This is a genomic window from Egicoccus sp. AB-alg6-2, from assembly GCF_041821025.1.
Taxonomy (GTDB): Bacteria; Actinomycetota; Nitriliruptoria; order Nitriliruptorales; family Nitriliruptoraceae; genus Egicoccus.
Genome location: NZ_JBGUAY010000010.1, coordinates 64,542 through 82,836 on the forward strand (window position 1 = coordinate 64,542; position 18,295 = coordinate 82,836).

The following is an 18,295-nucleotide window of genomic DNA, read 5'->3' on the forward strand; positions in this document are numbered from 1 at the left end:
ATCTGACGCCGGGCGCCGCGTAGGACTCAGGCGGTCCAGCCGGCCTCGGGACGGTCGAACCACACGTGCACCTGGCCGGTTCCCGTGGCGTTCTCGTAGTCGCTGAGCCGGCGCCCGCTGGCCCGGCAGTCGCGGCCGCCGATCGCCGCGGCCATGGCGAGGTAGTGCCCGAAGCCGCCCTCCGGGGCATGTGGGTGGTAGGCCGGCATCTCGTCGATGACGCGGGCGTGGTCGCCGGCCTCCATCCAGGCGATCCGCTCCTCGTCGGCGGCCCGCGCTTCGGGCGTGACGATGTGGACCGGGTCGCTGGCCTCGTGCTGCGACAGGACCTTCAGGCGGTGGAACGTGTGGCTCATGCCGCCGCTGGCCAGCACGACGACCCGGCGGTCGCTCGCGGCGACCGCATCGCCGATCGCGCGACCGAGCGTGAGGAAGTCGTCGTCGTCGCCGGTCTGCACGATGGAGACGGACACGATCCGTTCGTCGCGCCGCAGGTAGTGCACCAGGTTCACCGTGGCGTAGTAGACGGGCAGGTAGGGGTCGTCCTCGGCGTGTGTCGGGGTCCCGAGTTCCTTGCCGTGCTTCTCGATCAGCAGGGCGAGGTCGCGGTCGCCGTCGTAGTCGTAGGGGACCTGCTTCATCCCGCGCGGCAGCTCGGACGAGGTCATCTTCCCGGAGCGGTGGTCGTGTGCGGAGACGACGTGCTCGACCGTGGTGAACCAGTGGGTGTCGAGGATCACGATGGTGTCGGCGCGCAGGTCGGTCAGGATCTCGTCGCGGAGGCGGTTGAGCCCCGGTACCAGCGAGATCTCCTTGCCCTCGTTGAGCTCCCGGCGCATCGCCTCGTCGAACATGATGGTGGGGGCGTGCGAGACCAGGCCCGCTCCGACGATCTCACCCATGACTGGCTTCTCCCTCGTAACGGTGGACGGTGGTGCCGCCGGCGAAGGTCGCGCCGACCTGGCGGTAGTAGGCGCCCAGGATCTCGCGCGGCTGCAGCAGCGCGAACTCCTCGCCGGGGACATCGAACAGGGTCAGCTCGGCGTCGCCCACGTACACGGGTCCAGCCTCGACGTCGACGGTCTTCATGGTGACCAGTTCGTGCAGCGACGGCGGCGCGTCCACCCCCTCGATGGCGGGCATGAACCGGGTGTGCAGCATCGCGTGGCTGTTGACGAACCCGCCGGTGTCGGCGGTGCCGGTGATGGTGAACCGGGCCTCGGCCAGCCGGCGGTCGTAGGCGGCGAGCGTGGCGCCGAACCGGCCGCCCGCTTCGAGCCGGGGACCGGCCCTGCCGTGCGCCACGGGGCGGGTCTGGTGGATCGATCCGAGCTTCTTCGGATACCCCTGGTAGTGGCCGCGCACGAGGGCGTAGTCCTTGTCGACCCAGATGTAGACGCAGCGCGAGACGTGTTCGCCGCGGTAGGTGCCCCGGACGACGAAGAACACCTCCTTGTACTGCGCGCGGACCGGGTCGAGCAGCTCCTCGAACGTGTCGGAGCACGACTGCCAGTCGGCCCATACCAGGGCCACGGCGCCGGGGTCGTCGGCCGGCTCGATCGGGTCGGGCAGCAGCTCGATCACCCGGTCGGGGTCGGTGCGGTACTCGATCGTGAGCAGGTCGCCGCTGTAGTGCCACGGCGGTGGCGGCAGGATCGACGAGCGACCGCTCGCGGTGCGTGGGAACACGAAACCCTTGAGGTCTGGCACGCGGCGTCTCCCTTGGTCGCCCGGAACCGCGGCGCCTCGTCTCGCGTCGGTGCAGGCGGGACGAGGCAACCGTTCGGGACCGAACGATAGTCAACGACCGGGCGGGTCGCCAGTGTCCGGCGGGCGAGCGTCAGTCGGCGACCGGGCGCACGGCCTCGGCGACCCCGATGCCGGTCAGCTGCAGCGAGCGGGCGATGCCGCGGGATCCGAGATTGGCCTGGTCGTGCCGGTAGACCACGAGACGGGGTCCGTCCGCGAGCAGCTGGCACAGGGCCGACACCGCAGCACGGCCGGCGCCCCTCCGGCGCGCCGACGGTTCGGTGAGAACCCCGATGTCGCTGAAGCCACGCCAGGCGTACATGCTCGCCACCGCCACGATCCTGTCGCCGTCGACGACCCCGACGGTGGCCTCGTGGGGATCACCGATGTCGACGTCGCCCTCCTCGCGGTCGTCCTCGGGGCACCTCGACAAGAACGCCGTGAACGCCGGCCGATCGTCCTCGGTCACGACCCGGACCTCGTGGCCCGGCGCCGGCCCGACCGGCCGGAAGTGGGCCAGGTCGAGCCCGTAGAGGTGCTGGTTCTGACGTTCGGTCCGCCGGTCGGGCCAGCAGCTCGCCACCTCGTCACCGCGTAGGCGGTGCCCCGGGGGACGTTGCGCGAGCAGGTCGCGCAGTGAGGCCGCGACCGCCGGGGCGACCTCGCTCACCACCCGGCGCCCGACCGGGCACAGCGCGACCCAGGAGTCGTCTGGCAGCGCCGGGTCCTCCAGCAGGGTCGTCCCCGGCTCGTCGAACGGCTCGTCGACACCGGGGAAGGCGTCGCGCCAGCCGGCGGAGACCCGCGCGGCGAACGACGACGTGGAAGGTGCGGTCACGATCGGTCCCTCTGCCCGTCGCCGACGTCGCGGGACCGAGCCGGCGAACATAGCCGTGGGACCGGTCAGCGACTACCGTTCGGGGCCGAACGATGACGCGATCCGAGGAGTGCAGCGTGGAGACCCGCAGGATCCTGCTCGAGGGTGTGGCGACGACGGTGACCCGCGACGGCGAGGACCTGTGCGCCGGCGACGGTCGTCGCGTCCGGGTAGAGGATGCGCACCACCTGCCGCCGGTGGTGCCCTCGAAGATCCTGTGTGTCCACCTCAACTACCGCTCGCGGGTCGAGGAGTTCGGCACGACGCTGCCTCCGGCGCCGACCTACTTCCACAAGCCGGTGTCGGCCCTCAACGGGCACGAAGGGCAGGTCGTGCGCCCCGAGCGCTGCACGTGGCTCAACTACGAGGGTGAGATCGCGATTGTCATCGGTCGCCACACGCGCAACGTCACGCAGGCACAGGCCTGGGACCACATCGCCGGTTACACCGTCGCCAACGACTACGGGCTGCACGACTTCCGCGACACCGACGCGGGCTCCATGCTGCGCGTGAAGGGGTCCGACACGCTGTGCCCGCTCGGGCCGGCCCTCGTCAGCGCCGACGCGTGGGACCCGCGCGACGGCATGCGGATCCGCACGCTCGTCAACGGCGAGGTCAAGCAGGACGGCAACACCGCGGACATGGAGTGGGACATGGCCTACCTCGTGGCCGACCTCGCCCGCACCATCACGCTCGAGCCGGGCGACGTCATCCTGTCGGGCACCCCCGCCAACTCACGGCCCGTGCAGCCCGGCGACGTGGTCGAGGTCGAGGTCGAAGGTCTCGGCACGCTGCGCAACACCATCGTCACCGGCCCGACGGCCATCCGCGACGATGTCGGCGCCCAACCGACCGAGTCCGAGGAGGTGCGCTCGACCGCGCTCGGGGGAGACTGGGAGCTGCGCGGGGTCCGCGCTCCGAGGAAGTAGCCGACGACATCACGGGGGATCGTGTGCTGATACGCCGCTGGACCGTCGTCGGGCACCGGGTCCTGCACAGCCGTGAGACCAGTGACGCCGCCGTGCCCGACGCCAGGCCCCTGATCCTGGTGCACGGCTCCGGGACGACCAGTCGGTACTTCCGCCCGCTCCTGCAGGTCCTCGACGGCCGGGTCCCGGCATCGGCCGTCGAGCTCCCGGGGATCGGCACCAGCCCGCCGGTCGACGTCCCGCGCGACGTCGCCGGCCTGGCCGACGTGCTCGCGCAGTGGTTGCGGGCCACCGGCCGGCATCCCACCACGCTGGTCGGCAACTCCATGGGCTGTCAGGTCGTCACCGACCTCGCGATCCGGCATCCCGAACTCGTCGACCGCCTCGTCCTGATCGGCCCCACCGTCGACCGGCACCGCCGCGGGTTCTTCCGACAGGCGGGGCTGCTGATGGTCGACGCGACCCGCGAACGGCTCTCGCTGGTGCTGACCGTCGGGACCGACAGCGCGCTGACCAGTCGCCGCGCCGCGATCCGCTACATGCGCGCGGCACTCGAACACCGCATCGAGCAACGACTCCCCCTCGTCCGGGTGCCGGTGCTGATCATCCGGGGCGAGCACGACCCCATGGTCTCGCAACGCTGGGTGGAGGAACTGGCTGCGCACAGCCACGACGTCTCCCTCGAGGTCCTGGCCGGCGCCGCCCACGGCAGCCACCACGGGCGCCCGGACGCCGTCGCGGACCTCGTCGTGTCGTTCGCCTCGGCCGGGGACGAGCCGCAGGCCGCCGGTCGGCCCTGGCCGGCAGCGACCGGCACCTGAGACCGGCACCGCGTCAGCCGCCTGCCCTGGCCTCCTCGATCGACGCTTCGTCGATGTTGCCGAGCGCGACCCCCAGTGCGATCACCATCACCGCCGACGCGGCGAAGAACGGCGCACGCAGCCCGAATCCGCTGGCGATCAGGCCGCCCACCATCGAGCCGACCGGGATGGCCCCCCAGCCGAGGAAGCGGTAGACGCTGTTGACCCGCCCGAGCAGTTCGTCGGGGATGATCGACTGCCGCAGCGACACGGTGATGACGTTCCAGATCACGGCGGTCAGCCCGAACAGCGCCTGGGCGGCGACGACCAGCCAGACGTCGTTGGCCGCACCGATCGCGGCGGGGATGACGACCGCGGCGAGGAGCGTCCCCCACAGGGCACGTGCCCGCCCGAGGCGCCGGACGACGTGCTCGGCCACGAAGCTGCCCAGGAACGAGCCGGCCGCGCCCGCCGTCAGCAGCAGCCCCCAGCCGAAGGGCGAGAGGCCGAGGACCGACTCCTCGCCCACCGCGAACAGCGCCAGGATCGCCATGCCGAAGGAGGCGGTCCCGTTCATGGCGGCGAGCAGGATCGCCAGGGTCCGCAGCAGGCGGTGCTGCCACAGCCAGCGCAGCCCCTCGGCGATCTCGTGCCGCATCCGGACCTTGTCGGCGCCGGGGGCAGGTGCGGTCGGATCCGCCCCCGGCGCCAGTTCGGCAGGCGTCGCCACGGCATCCCCGGCCACGGCGGCGGGGGTGGAACCCAGCCGGAACGTCGCGCGCCGGCGCCGTCCGAAGTCGCCGCTCATGGCCGCGATGAGCCCGGCCGAGACGAGGAAGGTGCCCGCGTCGAGCAGGAGCGGCAGCGCCGCCGCGATCCCGAACAGCAGCGCCCCGAGCGGCGGACCGGCGAACTGGTTGGTGACGATCTCGCCGGCGAACAGGCGCCCGTTGGCCTTCTCGAGTTGCGCCCGCGACACCACGGCCGGCATGAGCGCCTGGGCGGCGTTGTCGAAGAGCACCTCGAAGGTCCCCAGGCCGAGCGCGACCACGTACAGCAACCAGATCGAGGCGCGGTCGGTCAGCACCGCGACGCCCAGCGCCCCCATGAGCAGGAAGCGGACCGCATTGGAGACGACCATGAGCTTGCGGCGGTCGACCCGGTCGGCGATCGCGCCGGCGTGCAGGCTGAACAGCAGCCACGGCAGCCGGTTCGCCGTCGCCACCCCGGCGAACAGCAGTGGGTCGCGGGTCAGTGCCTCGGCCAGCAACGGCAGCGCCGCGTTGTCGATCCCGTCGCCGAGGTTGGACACCGTCGAGGCGGTCCACAGCTTGACGTAGTTGCGTCCGAGGCGGCCGTCGCCGGTGCCGGCCGGCGCCCCGGCGGCATCGGTCGACCCCCGGGCGTGTTCGGCAGATGCGGGGTCGTGGGTCGAGTGGTCCGGCACGACGGTTCCTCCAGTGCCAGCGCCCGAGCGGCTCGGCTGATGGAGTCTGGCATATCGATGGGGTTTTCTCAATCGATGTACGAAGACCCATCAATGGCTATCGTGTGCGGCATGCAACGACGCGAAGCGACACCCGACGAGGTCCGCGCTCTGGCCAGCCCGCTGCGCCTGCGGATCCTGCGCCTGTGCAACCGACAGGCACGCACGAACCGTGAACTGGCCGATGCGCTCGAGAAGGACCCGGGCACGGTCCTGCACCACGTCAAACGGCTCGTCGCCACCGGCTTCCTGGTCCCGGAGCAGGTCCGCAAGGGGGCCAGCGGCGCCCTGGAGAAGCCCTACCGCTCGACGGGACTGTCCTGGCAGCTCGACTTTCCCACCGAGCAGGGCACGACCCCGTGGTACGACGCCGGCCTCGAGGCGTTCCGCGACGAACTCTACGCCGCCGGCCCTCAGGCGCTGCGGGGCGGCGCACGCTTCGACCTCTACCTCAACCAGGCGTCGGCGCAGGAGTTCAACGACCGGCTCATGGCGTTGGTCGAGGAGTTCATCGCCCGCGAGGATCCCGACGGCGACTGGCACGGCGGCTTCTACGGGTTGCACGTCATGCCGGGCGACGCCGGGCCGCGGACGCCGGGCGCGTCCGACGGGGCAGACCGCACGGGCAGGTCGGCGACCGCGGCGACCTAGTGGGTCGAGTCCTCGAGGATCTGCAGGGTCTTGAGGTCGGCGTGGAACTCCAGGGCGAAGTCGCCGCCCTCGCGTCCGATGCCCGAGATCCGGCAGCCACCGAAGGGCGCGGTCAGGTCCCGCACCAGGAACGTGTTGACCCACACGGTCCCGGCGCGGACCGCCCGCCCGACCCGTTCGGCGCGCTCCCGCGAGGTGGTGTAGACGATGCCCGACAGGCCGTAGTCGGTCGAGTTGGCCAGCCGCACCCCGTCGGCCTCGTCGGCGAACGTCTGGAAGGTCAGCACCGGGCCGAAGACCTCGCGTTGCACGATCTCGCTGTCGTTGGACGCCGGCTCGACGAGGGTGGGGGTGTAGAACAGCCCGCCACCGGTGTGGACGTGACCGCCCCGCACGATGCGGTCGCCGTTGGCCCGCGCCCGCTGCACGAAGGCGTCGACGTTGGCGAGATGGTCGGGATGGATCATGGGCGTGATCGTGGTGTCGTCCCCGCGGCTGTCCCCCAGGACGTGGGTGTCGACGTAGGCGTGGAAGCGCTCGAGGAAGGCGTCGCGGATCGACTCCTGCACCAGCAGGCGGGTGCCGGCGAGGCACACCTGGCCCGAGTCGTCGTACTGCCAGGCGGCCTTCTTGGCGGCCGCGTCGAGGTCGGCGTCCTCGAAGACCAGCAGCGGCCCCTTGCCGCCCAGCTCGGCGGTGAACGGCACGATGTTCTCGGCGGCGGCCCGCCCGATGTGCCGGGCGGCCTCGGGTGAACCGGTGAACGAGATCCGACGCACGCGGTGGTCCGCGACCAGCGCGGCGCCCACCTCCTCGCCGATGCCCTGGACCACGTTGAGCACGCCCGGCGGCAGACCAGCCTCCTCGGCGAGGTCGGCCAGGATCGAGGCCGACAACGGCGACCACTCGGCGGGCTTGAGGACCACGGTGTTCCCGGCGGCCAGCGCGGGCGCCATCTTCCAGGTGGAGAGCATCCAGGGCGCGTTCCACGGGGTGATGATCACGGCCGGACCCGCCGGCATCCGCAGGACCCGGTTCTCGGTGCCTTTCGACGACCAGACGCGTTCCTCGTGGGCTGCCGCGAGATCGGCGTAGTTGCGGAAGTTCTCGGCGCCGCGGTGGACGAGCCGCTCGCGCAGGCTCTGCAGCCGCATGGCCATGTCGACGGTCTCGACCTGGGCCACACGCTCCACGCTGGCGTCGATGACGTCCGCGAGCCGGTGCAGGTGGTCGGCGCGTTCCTTCGGCGAGAGGGCCGCCCACGCCGGAAAGGCGTCCTCGGCCGCACCGACGGCCGCACGCGCGGTCTGTTCGTCGCCGCGGGCGACGTCGGCCAGCTTCCAGTCCCAGTCCAGCGGCGAGCGCACCTCGAAGGTGGCGTCGCCCCCGACCCGAACCCCGCCGATGTAGTGCTCGGTCGACACCGCGTACCCGTTGACGTCCACGCGACGGTCGGTCACGACGATCCTCCTGCGGTCGGGTCGGATTCGCTGCCTGCCGGAAACCCTCAGTGGAACGGCAGGTACTCGGACAGCTCCCAGTCGGTCACCGCGGACGCGAAGCGCTCCCACTCCGCCCGCTTGATCACCACGAAGTGCTCGACGAGCCCCGGCCCGAGGGCCTCGATCAGTTCGGTGTCCGCCTCGAGCGCGTCGAGCGCGAGGCGCAACGAGTCCGGGCAGTGCTCGGTCGCGTCGGTGGACTCGAGGCAGTCCTGGGTCTCCGCCGGCGGCGGGGTCAGGTCGCCTTCGACGCCCAGTCTGGCGGCCTGCAGGACCGTCGCCGCGGCCAGGTGCAGGTTGGCCGCACCGTCGGCCATGCGGTGCTCGAGCCGCAGGCCCGGTCCGCGCTCGGGGGAGATCCGCACCGTGGTGCCGCGGTGGTCGTAGCCCCAGTTGTTCCAGTAGCCCGACAGTTGGCCCGGCCGCAGCCGCTTGTAGGCGTTGACGGTCGGCGCGAGCAGCGCGGTCATGCCGCGGTGGTGGGCGATCATGCCGCCGATGGCCTGGTGGGCGAGCTTGGAGAGCCCGTCCTCGGCGGTCTCGTCGTTGAGCGCGTTGTGCCCGTTGACGTCCTCGAACGAGACGTTGACGTGCAGGCCCGAACCGCCGCGGTCACCGAGCGGCTTGCCGAGGAAGGTCAGCATCAGCCCGTGCCGCGCCGCGACCTCGCGAGCCAGCACCTTGAACAGAAACGCCTCGTCGCACGCCTTGAGGGCATCGTCGTAGTGCAGCGTCAACTCGAACTGCGGGATGTCGTACTCGGAGTTGATCGACTCGATGGGCAGGTCGGCGTCCGCCGCCTCGCGCATGATCTCGTCGAGCAGGCCGATGGGGTCGACCGCCGTGCCGGTGCCGTAGACGTAGCCGCCCGGGGTCTCCCACGGGCTCCAGCCGCCGGCCCCGTCGGGCTGGAGGATGTACGCCTCGAGCTCGATGCCGACCTTGGGGCGGTAGCCGAGCTCCTCCCACGCCGCGACGGCCCGCCGCAGCGCATGCCGCGACGACATCTCGACCGGTTCGCCGCGGAAGGAGATGTCGGCCACGGCGACACCGGTGTTGGGTTCCCAGCCGGCGCGGACCTGCTCGAGGTCGAAGCTCGCGTGCAGGTCTGGCAGGCCCTCCAACATGCGGGTTCCGGGCGCGGGCGTCATCTCACGGTCGTAGCCGAGCGCGAACAACGCCATGCAGTGGTAGGCGCCCTTGTCGGCGTAGCGGATCGGCAGGTACTTGCCGCGGGCGAGGCCGAGGTGGTCGGGCCACAGCACCCGGATCCGGTCGTAGGTCTCCATGCTGCTCTCTCTCCTGGTCATTGCGGCGTGCTCCCCCGCCGCCGCCCCGTCCCGCCGGGTCGTGGCCCCCGCCCTCAACGCAGGGTCACCTCGACGGGCAGATGCTTGATCCCGCTGATGAAATTGGACCGCAACCGTTCCACGGGCCCCGCGACCCGGACCGTGCCGAGCCGGGGCAGCAACTGCTCCATCGTGACCCGGATCTCGAGCCGTGCCAACCACTCGCCGATGCAGCGGTGCGGGCCGCCGCGACCGAAGGCGAGGTGCTCGTTGGGCTCGCGGGTGATGTCGAAGCGGAAGGGGTCGGGGAACTGGGCGTCGTCGAAGTCGCCGGAGATCCACCACAGCACGATCTTGTCGCCGGCACGGATGGTGCGGCCGTGCACCTCGACGTCGCGGGTCGCCGTCCGTCGGAAGTGCATCGTGACCGAGGACCAGCGCAGCATCTCCTCGACCGCACTCGGCATCAGTTCGGGACGCTCCTGCAGCAGCTGCAGCTGGTCGGGGTGGTCGAGGAGCGCCAGCAGGCCGGCCGCCATCGAGTAGCGGGTGGTGTCGTTGCCCGCGGCGACCATGAGCGTGAAGAAGTTGTTGAACTCGAGGTCCGTCAGCGGCTCGCCGTCCATCGTCGGCGCCAGCATCTGGCTGACCACGTCACCGGTCGGTCCGGCGCGACGGGCGTCGGCGAGCCGCTGTGCGTACTCGAACAGCTCGATGCCCGACGGGCTGCGGAACGGCATCAGCCGGAACTTCTCGGTGTCGCTCTGGTCGACGACGTGCTCGGTGAACTCCGGGTCGGAGTTGCCGATCATGGCGTCGCCGTGCGCGACGAGCCAGTCGTAGTCCTCCTGCGGCGCACCGAGGAGGCGACCGAGCATGCGCAACGGCAGCTGGCGCGCGACGTCGACGGTGAAGTCGAAGCGCCCGCGCGGCAGCACGTCGTCGAGCAGCTCGGTGGCCAGGTCGCGGATGGCCGCCTCGTAGCTGGCCACCATGCGGCGGGTGAAGCCGCCCTGCACCAGCCGCCGCAGCCGGGTGTGTTCGGGCGGATCCATCTCCATCATCGTCTTGCGGGCCGCGAGCTGCTCCTCGTCCATCTCCTCGAGCCGGATGCCCTGGCGCGAGGTGAAGGTCTTGAAGTCGCGGTTGAGATCGACGATGTCGCGGTAGCGGGTGATGGCCCAGTACCCACGGCCGCCGTCGCGTTCCTCCCACCAGCTGACGGGGTCCTCGCGGCGCAGTCGCTCGAAGGTGCCGTGCGGGACGCCCGCGCGGTAGACGTCGGGGTCGGTGATGTCGAGCCAGCGGTCGCCCAGCATCGCCGGTGTCGCGGTCTCCACCGTCGGCGTCGTCACGAGACGTCCTCCCTCATGCACGTCCTGCGCGAAAGCTCCCGGCGGGGGACGGTACCAGAACCGTTCGGGTCCGAACAGTTAGACTGGTGCCCGCACAGGAGGACCCGTTTGCGCGCACTGTTCATCCAGCACGACCCTGCTTCGAAGCCGGGGCTGGTCGGCACGGCACTGGCCGAGCGCGGCTTCGAGATCGAGCTGCTGAGCATCGGACGCTCGGTGCACGACGGCAGCTACGACGGCCCGTTCCCGAAGGCGCGCGAGTTCGACCTGTTGGTCCCGCTCGGGGCGATCTGGTCGGTCTACGACCACCGGGCCGTGGGGACCTGGATCGACCGCGAACTCGACCTGCTGCGGGAAGCCGACCGGGACGGCGTCCCGGTGCTGGGCATCTGCTTCGGTGGTCAGGCGCTTGCCGCCGCGCACGGTGGCGAGGTGAAGGCCGCAGCGGCGCCCGAGATCGGGTTCACGACCGTGACCACCGACGCTCCGGAGCTGGTGCCCGGCGGTCCCTGGATGCAGTGGCACCACGACGTGTTCACGGTCCCCTCGGGTGGCACCGAGGTGGCGCACAACGACGTGGGTCCGCAGGCGTTTCGACTGCGGCGCAACCTCGGGCTGCAGTTCCACCCCGAGGTCGACGCCGCCATCGTGGCGAGCTGGCTCGAGATGGGTGGCGAGGAGGCGCACGCGGACCTGCGGGCAGCCACCGGCGCGGACCTCGACACGCTGCTCGGGGTCGCCGAGCGGGAGCGGCCGCGGTGCGAGCGGGACGTCGCGACCCTCGTCGACGGCTTCCTCGACCAGGTCGCGGAAAGCTAGTCCGTTCGGCCGTCGACGAAGGCGCGCACGCGGTCGATGGCGTGCGCGACGTGATGGCGACGGGTGCGGTGCGAGAGCACCGCGAGGCGCAGCACGACGCGGCCCTCGAGGTGGGTGCTGGAGAGGCTGACCCGCCCGTCGGCGTTGACGTGTGCCAGCGCGGCGTCCTGCGCGGCGTCGTCGCCCGGAACCCGGAACCCGATGATGGACAGGTCCGGAACTCCGCACGTGGTGACGCCGGGCAGCGCGGCGAGTTCGTCGTGGGCCCACGCGGCGAGGTCGAGCGCGAGGTCCAGCGCCTCGACGAACGGCGGCAGGCCATGGACCTTCAGCGGCAGCCAGAGCTTCGCCCCCCGCCACGCACGGGTCAGTTCAGGCGTGAGCTCGGCGAACTCGGGCAGCTGGTCGGAGTCCGGCAGGTCACGCAGGTAGTCGGCCTCCTCGCCGAACGCGTCGCTGAGCGTCTGACGGTCGCGGACGACCAGCGCACCGGTCCCGAACGGCAGGAACAGCGACTTGTGGGGATCGAGGGTGATCGAGTCGGCGCCTTCGATGCCCTCGAGACGACGGCGGCCCCGTTCCGTCAGCTGGAAGAAGCCACCGTAGGCCCCGTCGACGTGCAGCCACACCCCCAGTTCGGCGGCGAGGTCGGCCAGCGCCGACAGCCGGTCGACGGCGCCGGTGTTGGTGGTGCCCGCCGCGGCGACGACGGCCGTGGGCAGCAGACCATCACTGCGGTCCTGCTTGATCAGCACCCGGAGCGCGTCGAGGTCGAGGCGCATCCCGTCGGCGGACGGACACACCCGCACGTTGCCCGGCAGGATGCCGATCGTCCGGGCCGCCTTGCGAACCGAGGCGTGAGCCTGTTCGCCGACGTAGACGGTGGCGAATTGGGGCTGCCCCGCGGCGTGGCGCTCCCGGGCGGCGACCAGCGCGGTCAGGTTGGCCATCGACCCACCGGAGAGCAGCACGGCCTGCGAACCGGGCGGCATCCCGAACAGCTCACACAACCAGTGCAGCACGCCCGACTCAAGCGCCACCGCGGCGGGTGACGGCGCCGGCAACCCGGTGTAGCGGTTGGACGCGCTGGCGAGCATCTCGCCGAGCGTGGCGGTGAGCAGGCCGCTTCCCGGGATGTAGGCCAGGTGACCGCCACTGCGGCTCTCCTGCCCCTGGGCGATCGCCTGCATCAACGTCGACAGGGCGGACTCGAGCGGAACCGCGGCCCCGGGACGGTCCTCGGCAAGCGCCGTGACGAGGCCGGGGTCGACCCGCGGCGCCTCGACCGGGCGGTCGCCCACCCCGTCGAAGAGGGCGGCGACCAGCGTCGACGCCTGGTCGAGCAGGTCCTGCGTCTGTGCCGCGCACGGATCGAGCGGCAGGCCGCTCGGGTCCGGGGCGGCCTCGGGATACTCGTCCTCGCTCACGGCACTCGACCTCGGGCTCTCGGGCCGCACGAGCGTAGTCGTTGGGCGCACGTCGACACCCGTCGGCAGGTTGCGCACGACAGTCTGTGCGTGGATACCGGCAACATGCGCAATTCGTCGTCCGAACACCGGATTGGATCGACAAGTGTCGTTTCAGGCTGATGCACTCGACATCGAACTCCTCACGCGCCTGCGTGACGACGGCCGGGCCTCGGTCACGGCGCTGGCCGAACAGCTGCCGCTGTCGCGTTCGGCCATCCACCAGCGACTGGAACGCCTCCGCGAGGCCGGGGTGCTCCGAGGGTTCTCGCCGGTGGTGGACAGCCGCAAGCTCGGCCTCGGGATCGCCGCCGTCGTGCTGTTGTCCGCCGGCCCGGGCACGACCCTCGACTGGGAGACCGTGCGGGCAGGCGTGCTTGCGCTCCCCCACGTGGAGTATGCGGCGCTGATGACCGGCGAGGCGGACGTGCTCCTGCTGGTCAGGGTCGCCGACTTCGAGGAGCTGCGGGGCTTCCTGCTCGAGGAGATCCGTCGACTCACCGGCGCACGGGGCACGCTGACCTCGCTGGTCCTCGACGAGGTCGTCCGCCGCCCGTTCCTGCTGCCGGGCGACTGAATCCGTCAGGGTCCGGGAACGCCGCCGGGAGTCGGCGCGCCCGGCGGTGGCACCGCTGGGCGCGGAGACGAGACCAGCACGCTCGACGACCGCGGTCCGTCGCCCGGAGACTCGTGCGGCAGGCCGCGCGCGCGGACGTGATCCGTGACGAGCTTGACGAAACGCCTGGCAGCCCGCAGGTTGCGCCCCGTCACGGGCACGGTGTACGGGTCGCTGGCGGCCGCGAGCTCCGACGGCGGCGGCGGAGAGCCGCCGACGGCCGCCACGTGCAGCCAGCCGCTGCGCCCCCTGGTCGGCTTGCGCAGTTCGGCGCCGCGTACCTGCGCGAACGCGACGGTCACGACAACGGGCTCGTCGCTGGTCATCGTCCGCTTGACGATCACCACCCGCCCGGACTCCACGCGCAACTCCGCGTGGTCGGCACGGACCTCGTGGGTGACTTGCTCGAGACGCGTGGGTGCGGGCATGGCGTGGCTCCGGGAGTGCCGGGCATGCCAGTGAAGCGGCCCCACCGCCCGTGGTGGCAGACCCGAACGGCCGGGTCAGCGCGGAACTTCGCGGGCCCGTCCGGTGACCAGCAGCAGGCCGAGAACGCCCAGCGCCGCCAGCAGGCCGAGGACCGGCTGCCAGCCGAGCGAGAACAAGCCGACGGCGGCGCCAACGAGCAGCAGCGCGTGGACGAGGCCCGCCGTCGTGGCCGCCCACGGACGCCGTTGCCACAGGCCGACCGCGGACACGGAAACGAGCACGACCAGGGCCAGCAGCATGCTGAGCCCCACGGTGAGGATGCCGAGCGCCGTGGGATCGAGCGGGCCGATGACGGCGTCGTCGCCCGCGGTGACCAGCGAGACCACCACCACGCCGAATGCGGTCGCGGCCGCCGCCTCCAGGACCAGCAGGGTCAACAGGGCGGTCGTGGCGAACGACCGTCTCGTCACAGGGCGATCCAGGTGGTCTTGAGGTCGACGTACTTGTCGATGGCGTGCAACGACTTGTCGCGGCCGGTCCCGGACTGCTTCATCCCGCCGAACGGCACGCTGAGGTCGCCCTCCTCGAAGCAGTTGACCCAGACCGTCCCGGCCCGCAGCGCCCGCGCGGCGGTGTGGGCGGTGGTGAGGTCGCGGGTCCACACGGAAGCGGCCAGGCCGTAGACGGTGTCGTTGGCGATACGGATCGCGTCGGGCAGGTCGTCGAAGGGCAGCACGCTCAGCACCGGCCCGAAGATCTCCTCGCGGGCGATACGCATGTCGGGACGCACACCGGTGAACACGGTCGGTTCGACGTAGCTCCCGCCGGTGTCGGGCAGGGTCCGCCCCCCTCCGAGGCGCAGGTCGGCGCCCTCGTCAAGGCCGATGGCGACGTAGTCGAGGACGCGACGTAGTTGGGTCTCGTCGACGACGGGGCCGATCTGGGTCGCCGTGTCGAGGGGGTCGCCGAGTCGTCGGGACGTGATCGCGTCGAGCACCTGCGACACGAAGTCGTCGTGCACGTCGCGCTGGACCAGCAGGCGCGATGCGGCCGTGCACATCTCGCCCTGGTTGAAGGTGATGCCCCAGGCCGCCGTGGCGGCCGCTTCGGCGAGATCGGGCGCGTCACCGAACACGATGTTGGGCGTCTTGCCGCCGAGCTCGAGGTAGACCCGCTTCAGGTTCGAGTCGGCGGCGTAGCGCAGCAGTTCGCGCCCGACCTCGCCCGAACCGGTGAATGCCACGACGTCGACGTCGTCGTGGCGCCCCAGCGCCTGCCCCGCCTCGTGCCCGAGACCAGGCACGACGTTGAGGACGCCCTCGGGAAGGCCGGCTTCGAGCGCCAGCTCCCCGAGTCGCAGCGCCGACAGCGGCGACTGCTCGGCGGGCTTGAGCACGACCGAATTGCCGACGGCCAGCGCCGGCCCGAGCTTCCAGCCCGCCATCGTCAGCGGGAAGTTCCAGGGGACGATGGCCGCCACGACGCCGACCGGCTCGCGCGTGATCATCGCGAGTGCGTCGGCGCCCGTCCGGGGCAACTCGTCGAGCAACTTGTCGGCGGCCTCGGCGTACCAGGTCAGCGTCTTGACCAGGGCTGGGATCTCGATGTCGCGGGCATCGCTGATCGGCTTGCCCATCTCCAGCGAGACGGTGAGTGCGAGCTCGTCGGCGTGCTCCTCGACGAGCCGGGCGAACCGCAGCATGCTGCGGCGACGCTCGGCCGGTGCGGATCGTGACCAGTGTCCCGCGTCGAAGGCCCGCCGTGCGCTGGCGACGGCGCGGTCGACGTCGGCGGTCCTGCACGCGGCGACCTCGGCAAGGACCGTGCCGTCGCGCGGGCTGGTGGCCGAGAACGTGGCGCCGTCGACGGCATCGACGAGTTCCCCGCCGATGACGGCCTGCTGGCGGGGGTGGAAGCGTTCGGCCGATTCGTGCCAGTCGATGCTCGCCTGGGTCACACGTTCCTCCGGGGCAGGTGGTCGACGGTTCCCTCGATGGTCGGCGCCGCGGCGGTGGTGGAGACGACGAGGCGTTCGGTGGCGGCGGGCAGCCGTCGGTGCAGGACCGCGACCGTAGCCAGCAACGCGGCGACCTGGTCCTCTGCGAGTCGCACGTAGTTGCTCGCCGGCGGGAGCCGGGTGCGGACGTGGGACCCACCCATCAGTTCGATCTCGGCGCGCCAGCGCCCCTCGGCCGGCGCGATGGTGAACGCGGTGAAGTCGAGGGCCATGCACGCCGCCTGCAGTTCGCCGTCCGCGAGCAGCTGATCGCGCATCGAGATGCCGGCCAGCTCGTCGCGGCCCTTGACCGTGCCGCGTACCCCCGTTCGCCGCAGGTTGCCCGTGTGGCGCAGCTCGATTCGGACCTCGGCCCCGGTCGACGGCCCGTCGAGCTCGAAGCGGCTGCTCTGGAGCGACAGCAGCCGCCGACGGTCGTCGCGGACGCGCCACCAGCACTGCGCGCCGTCGGGCGTCTCGAGCAACGCGCGTTCGCGCCCGACGGGGTGGAGCCGACACCCCGTCAGGTCGCCGGCGACGCGTTCGAGCAGGTCGGGGCGCGTCACGCGGTACCGACTTCCTCACGCACGAAGTCCTCGGGCTCCACGGGCTCGAAGAGCGGCTTCTTGGTCTTCACGATCGTCTGCCACAGCGCGAACAGGGCGCAGACCGCGAGCATCCCGAAGAAGCGCACGTAGACGTCGCTGCGCGCGATGCCGGGCGGAGCGATGTACCAGATCGTGATCAACATGCCGATGGTCGCCAGGATCTGCGGCACCGGGAACCATGGCGTCTTGAACGGACGCGGCAGGTCGGGCCGGCGCGCACGCAGACGGATCATGGAGATGTTGACGAGCACGTAGGCGAACAGCCAGGCGCACACGGCGGCGAGGATGAGCACGATGATCGAGTCGATGTCGCCCTGGATCACGATGGCGTGGACCGCGGGGATCACCACGGCCAGTGCGATACCGGCCCACGGCGCCTTGTAGCGCGGGTGCAGCCACGCGAAGACCGGCGGAAACGCGTTGTCCTTGGCCATGCCGTACAGGATGCGCGGGATGCCGGCCAGCAGGGTGTTGATGGTGGCGGCGGCAGCGAACAGGACCGCGATCGCGAGCCACCAACGCCCGAAGGTGCCGAGCACCTGTTCGGCGAAGGCGGGGATGGGCAGCGGGGTCTCGAACAGCAGGACCCCACCGTCGAGTTCGACGTTCTCGACCTGTCGCAACACGCCGACGCCGTACAGCACCATCGACGCCGCCACGGCGGTCAGGCCGATGAACATCGCCCGCGGGATGGAGCGGCCCGGGTCGCGGAGTTCGGATGCGAGCGGCGTGACGAATTCGACCCCGACGAACAGGAACATGGCCAGCCCGACCATGGACAGCACGGCGGTCAGGTCGGTGCCGACGAACGACTCGCCGAAGAAGCCGCCCGTGTCGACGGTCGCCGCCCGCAGGACGCCGAGCAGACCGAACACGAGCAGCGTGACCCACATGATGCCGGTGAGGGCCACCTCGACGGCGCCGTAGATGCGGATGCCGAGCGCGTTGATGACGCCGAAGACCAGCAGCAGGCCGACGCCGACGACCCATGAGCGTTCGGGCGTCAGACCCTCCAGGAAGGGAAAGGTGACGCTGGCGAACAGGCCGGCTGCAGCGGTCTCGGCGGTGCCGGCGAAGAGGTGGACGACGAGGTAGGCCACCAGCGTGCCGGTGACACCGAGGAAGCGGCCGAGACCGGACGCGATGTAGTCGTACACCGAGCCGGCGAGTGGCATGACCCCGGCGGCCTCGGAGAAGCTCATGGACTGGAACACCATGAGCACGTAGGCGATGAGGATGGCCACGGCGAACACCCACCCGCCGACGCCGAAGCCCGTCGTCGCCGTCAGCAGCACCGACGAGGCGATGATGAGCCCGACCGCCGTTGCCAGGGCGGTCGGGAAGCCGACGGCGTCGGCCTCGAGTCGGGTCCCGCCCGATCCGACGCGCACGGATGCACCACGCTTGCGTGCCATACGGCACCTCCCAAGGATCCCAAGGCCGACGCGTCTCCCCCGAGTCGGCGGCGACAGCATATGCAGGATCGTTCGGAAGCCAACGACTTCTGGCGCGGCGGTCGCCGAGTGCGCACGACTTGCGCGAGAAACAGATCGAGGCCGCCCGTTTGGGCGGCCTCGATCGTGTGTGGTTCCCGCGGCGACCTACTCTCCCACCGGGTTTCCCCGGCAGTACCATCGGCGCTGGAGGGCTTAACTTCCGGGTTCGGAATGCTGCCGGGTGTGTCCCCTCCGCTGAGGCCACGGGAGACTGGTCCAACACGTGT

The 18,295-nt window shown here is 71.2% G+C and carries 18 protein-coding genes and 1 rRNA gene; 5 read left to right on the forward strand and 14 right to left on the reverse strand.

The annotated features are described in order from the left end of the window. Nucleotides 1-26: 26 nt before the first annotated feature. The 3 genes from ACERMF_RS16685 to ACERMF_RS16695 form a co-directional block, all read right to left on the reverse strand. Nucleotides 27-902, reverse strand: a complete 876-nt coding sequence (locus ACERMF_RS16685) for a catechol 1,2-dioxygenase (protein ID WP_373670280.1) — start codon at nt 900-902, stop codon at nt 27-29. Next, nucleotides 895-1,710 carry an acetoacetate decarboxylase family protein gene (locus tag ACERMF_RS16690; RefSeq protein ID WP_373670281.1) on the reverse strand — a complete coding sequence of 272 codons (816 nt, stop codon included), beginning with the start codon at nt 1,708-1,710 and terminating at the stop codon, nt 895-897. The genes ACERMF_RS16685 and ACERMF_RS16690 overlap by 8 nt, the downstream gene beginning before the upstream one ends. Nucleotides 1,711-1,840: 130 nt before the next feature. Next, a complete protein-coding gene (locus ACERMF_RS16695; RefSeq protein ID WP_373670282.1) occupies nt 1,841-2,587 on the reverse strand; it encodes a GNAT family N-acetyltransferase in 747 nt (248 codons plus the stop codon). Between the two features lie 92 nt (nt 2,588-2,679). On the opposite strand from ACERMF_RS16695, the gene ACERMF_RS16700 reads away from it, so the two are divergent. Then, entirely contained in the window at nt 2,680-3,555 is an 876-nt protein-coding gene (locus ACERMF_RS16700; protein WP_373670283.1) for a fumarylacetoacetate hydrolase family protein, read from the forward strand. 23 nt (nt 3,556-3,578) lie between these two features. Beyond that, the gene (locus ACERMF_RS16705; protein WP_373670284.1) at nt 3,579-4,376 is read left to right on the forward strand and encodes an alpha/beta fold hydrolase; all 798 of its coding nucleotides are present in this window, start codon (nt 3,579-3,581) and stop codon (nt 4,374-4,376) included. Nucleotides 4,377-4,389: 13 nt separating this feature from the next. Here ACERMF_RS16705 and ACERMF_RS16710 read toward each other — a convergent pair whose 3' ends face one another. After that, on the reverse strand, nt 4,390-5,802 hold the full coding sequence (locus tag ACERMF_RS16710; RefSeq protein WP_373670285.1) for an MFS transporter: 1,413 nt from the start codon (nt 5,800-5,802) through the stop codon (nt 4,390-4,392). A 111-nt stretch (nt 5,803-5,913) separates the two neighbouring features. Between ACERMF_RS16710 and ACERMF_RS16715 the strand changes: the two genes are divergently transcribed. Then, a complete protein-coding gene (locus tag ACERMF_RS16715) occupies nt 5,914-6,492 on the forward strand; it encodes an ArsR/SmtB family transcription factor (protein WP_373670286.1) in 579 nt (192 codons plus the stop codon). Here ACERMF_RS16715 and ACERMF_RS16720 read toward each other — a convergent pair. The 3 genes from ACERMF_RS16720 to ACERMF_RS16730 all read right to left on the reverse strand — a co-directional run bounded on the left by ACERMF_RS16720 (nt 6,489) and on the right by ACERMF_RS16730 (nt 10,638). Beyond that, entirely contained in the window at nt 6,489-7,958 is a 1,470-nt protein-coding gene (locus ACERMF_RS16720; RefSeq protein WP_373670300.1) for an aldehyde dehydrogenase, read from the reverse strand. The two genes, ACERMF_RS16715 and ACERMF_RS16720, sit on opposite strands and share 4 nt — an antisense overlap. 41 nt (nt 7,959-7,999) lie before the next feature. Next, nucleotides 8,000-9,283: a glutamine synthetase family protein gene (locus tag ACERMF_RS16725; RefSeq protein WP_373670287.1), complete on the reverse strand. Its 1,284-nt coding sequence runs from the start codon at nt 9,281-9,283 to the stop codon at nt 8,000-8,002. Nucleotides 9,284-9,357: 74 nt separating this feature from the next. Further along, nucleotides 9,358-10,638 (reverse strand): cytochrome P450, encoded by a 1,281-nt coding sequence (locus tag ACERMF_RS16730; RefSeq protein ID WP_373670288.1) that lies wholly within the window; start codon nt 10,636-10,638, stop codon nt 9,358-9,360. A gap of 108 nt (nt 10,639-10,746) precedes the next feature. Here ACERMF_RS16730 and ACERMF_RS16735 point away from each other — a divergent pair, with 108 nt between their 5' ends. Further along, on the forward strand, nt 10,747-11,457 hold the full coding sequence (locus ACERMF_RS16735; protein ID WP_373670289.1) for a type 1 glutamine amidotransferase: 711 nt from the start codon (nt 10,747-10,749) through the stop codon (nt 11,455-11,457). Here ACERMF_RS16735 and ACERMF_RS16740 read toward each other — a convergent pair. After that, a complete protein-coding gene (locus tag ACERMF_RS16740) occupies nt 11,454-12,884 on the reverse strand; it encodes an aspartate aminotransferase family protein (RefSeq protein ID WP_373670290.1) in 1,431 nt (476 codons plus the stop codon). The genes ACERMF_RS16735 and ACERMF_RS16740 overlap by 4 nt on opposite strands. A gap of 145 nt (nt 12,885-13,029) precedes the next feature. Here ACERMF_RS16740 and ACERMF_RS16745 point away from each other — a divergent pair, with 145 nt between their 5' ends. Further along, nucleotides 13,030-13,500 (forward strand): Lrp/AsnC family transcriptional regulator, encoded by a 471-nt coding sequence (locus ACERMF_RS16745; protein ID WP_373670291.1) that lies wholly within the window; start codon nt 13,030-13,032, stop codon nt 13,498-13,500. A gap of 5 nt (nt 13,501-13,505) precedes the next feature. On the opposite strand, the gene ACERMF_RS16750 is transcribed toward ACERMF_RS16745, so the two are convergent. The 6 genes from ACERMF_RS16750 to rrf form a co-directional block, all read right to left on the reverse strand. Continuing rightward, complete coding sequence (locus tag ACERMF_RS16750; RefSeq protein WP_373670292.1) at nt 13,506-13,967, reverse strand: hypothetical protein; 462 nt, start codon at nt 13,965-13,967, stop codon at nt 13,506-13,508. Nucleotides 13,968-14,042: 75 nt separating this feature from the next. Then, nucleotides 14,043-14,438, reverse strand: a complete 396-nt coding sequence (locus tag ACERMF_RS16755; protein WP_373670293.1) for a hypothetical protein — start codon at nt 14,436-14,438, stop codon at nt 14,043-14,045. Beyond that, nucleotides 14,435-15,925 carry an aldehyde dehydrogenase gene (locus ACERMF_RS16760; protein WP_373670294.1) on the reverse strand — a complete coding sequence of 497 codons (1,491 nt, stop codon included), beginning with the start codon at nt 15,923-15,925 and terminating at the stop codon, nt 14,435-14,437. Before ACERMF_RS16760 ends, ACERMF_RS16755 begins: the two co-directional genes overlap by 4 nt. Then, nucleotides 15,922-16,530 carry a DUF3156 family protein gene (locus ACERMF_RS16765; RefSeq protein WP_373670295.1) on the reverse strand — a complete coding sequence of 203 codons (609 nt, stop codon included), beginning with the start codon at nt 16,528-16,530 and terminating at the stop codon, nt 15,922-15,924. The genes ACERMF_RS16760 and ACERMF_RS16765 overlap by 4 nt, the downstream gene beginning before the upstream one ends. After that, nucleotides 16,527-17,987: an APC family permease gene (locus ACERMF_RS16770; RefSeq protein ID WP_373670296.1), complete on the reverse strand. Its 1,461-nt coding sequence runs from the start codon at nt 17,985-17,987 to the stop codon at nt 16,527-16,529. Before ACERMF_RS16770 ends, ACERMF_RS16765 begins: the two co-directional genes overlap by 4 nt. Before the next feature lie 173 nt (nt 17,988-18,160). Beyond that, nucleotides 18,161-18,277 (reverse strand): 5S ribosomal RNA (gene rrf, locus ACERMF_RS16775). Nucleotides 18,278-18,295 lie beyond the last annotated feature (18 nt).

Bases quoted from the DNA above. Each gene is read 5' to 3' on its own strand.
- ACERMF_RS16685 (WP_373670280.1), bottom strand. From the start codon at position 902: ATGGGTGAGATCGTCGGAGCGGGCCTGGTCTCGCACGCCCCCACCATC.
- ACERMF_RS16700 (WP_373670283.1), top strand. From the start codon at position 2,680: ATGACGCGATCCGAGGAGTGCAGCGTGGAGACCCGCAGGATCCTGCTC.
- ACERMF_RS16715 (WP_373670286.1), top strand. From the start codon at position 5,914: ATGCAACGACGCGAAGCGACACCCGACGAGGTCCGCGCTCTGGCCAGC.
- ACERMF_RS16725 (WP_373670287.1), bottom strand. From the start codon at position 9,283: ATGGAGACCTACGACCGGATCCGGGTGCTGTGGCCCGACCACCTCGGC.
- ACERMF_RS16750 (WP_373670292.1), bottom strand. From the start codon at position 13,967: ATGCCCGCACCCACGCGTCTCGAGCAAGTCACCCACGAGGTCCGTGCC.
- ACERMF_RS16770 (WP_373670296.1), bottom strand. From the start codon at position 17,987: ATGGCACGCAAGCGTGGTGCATCCGTGCGCGTCGGATCGGGCGGGACC.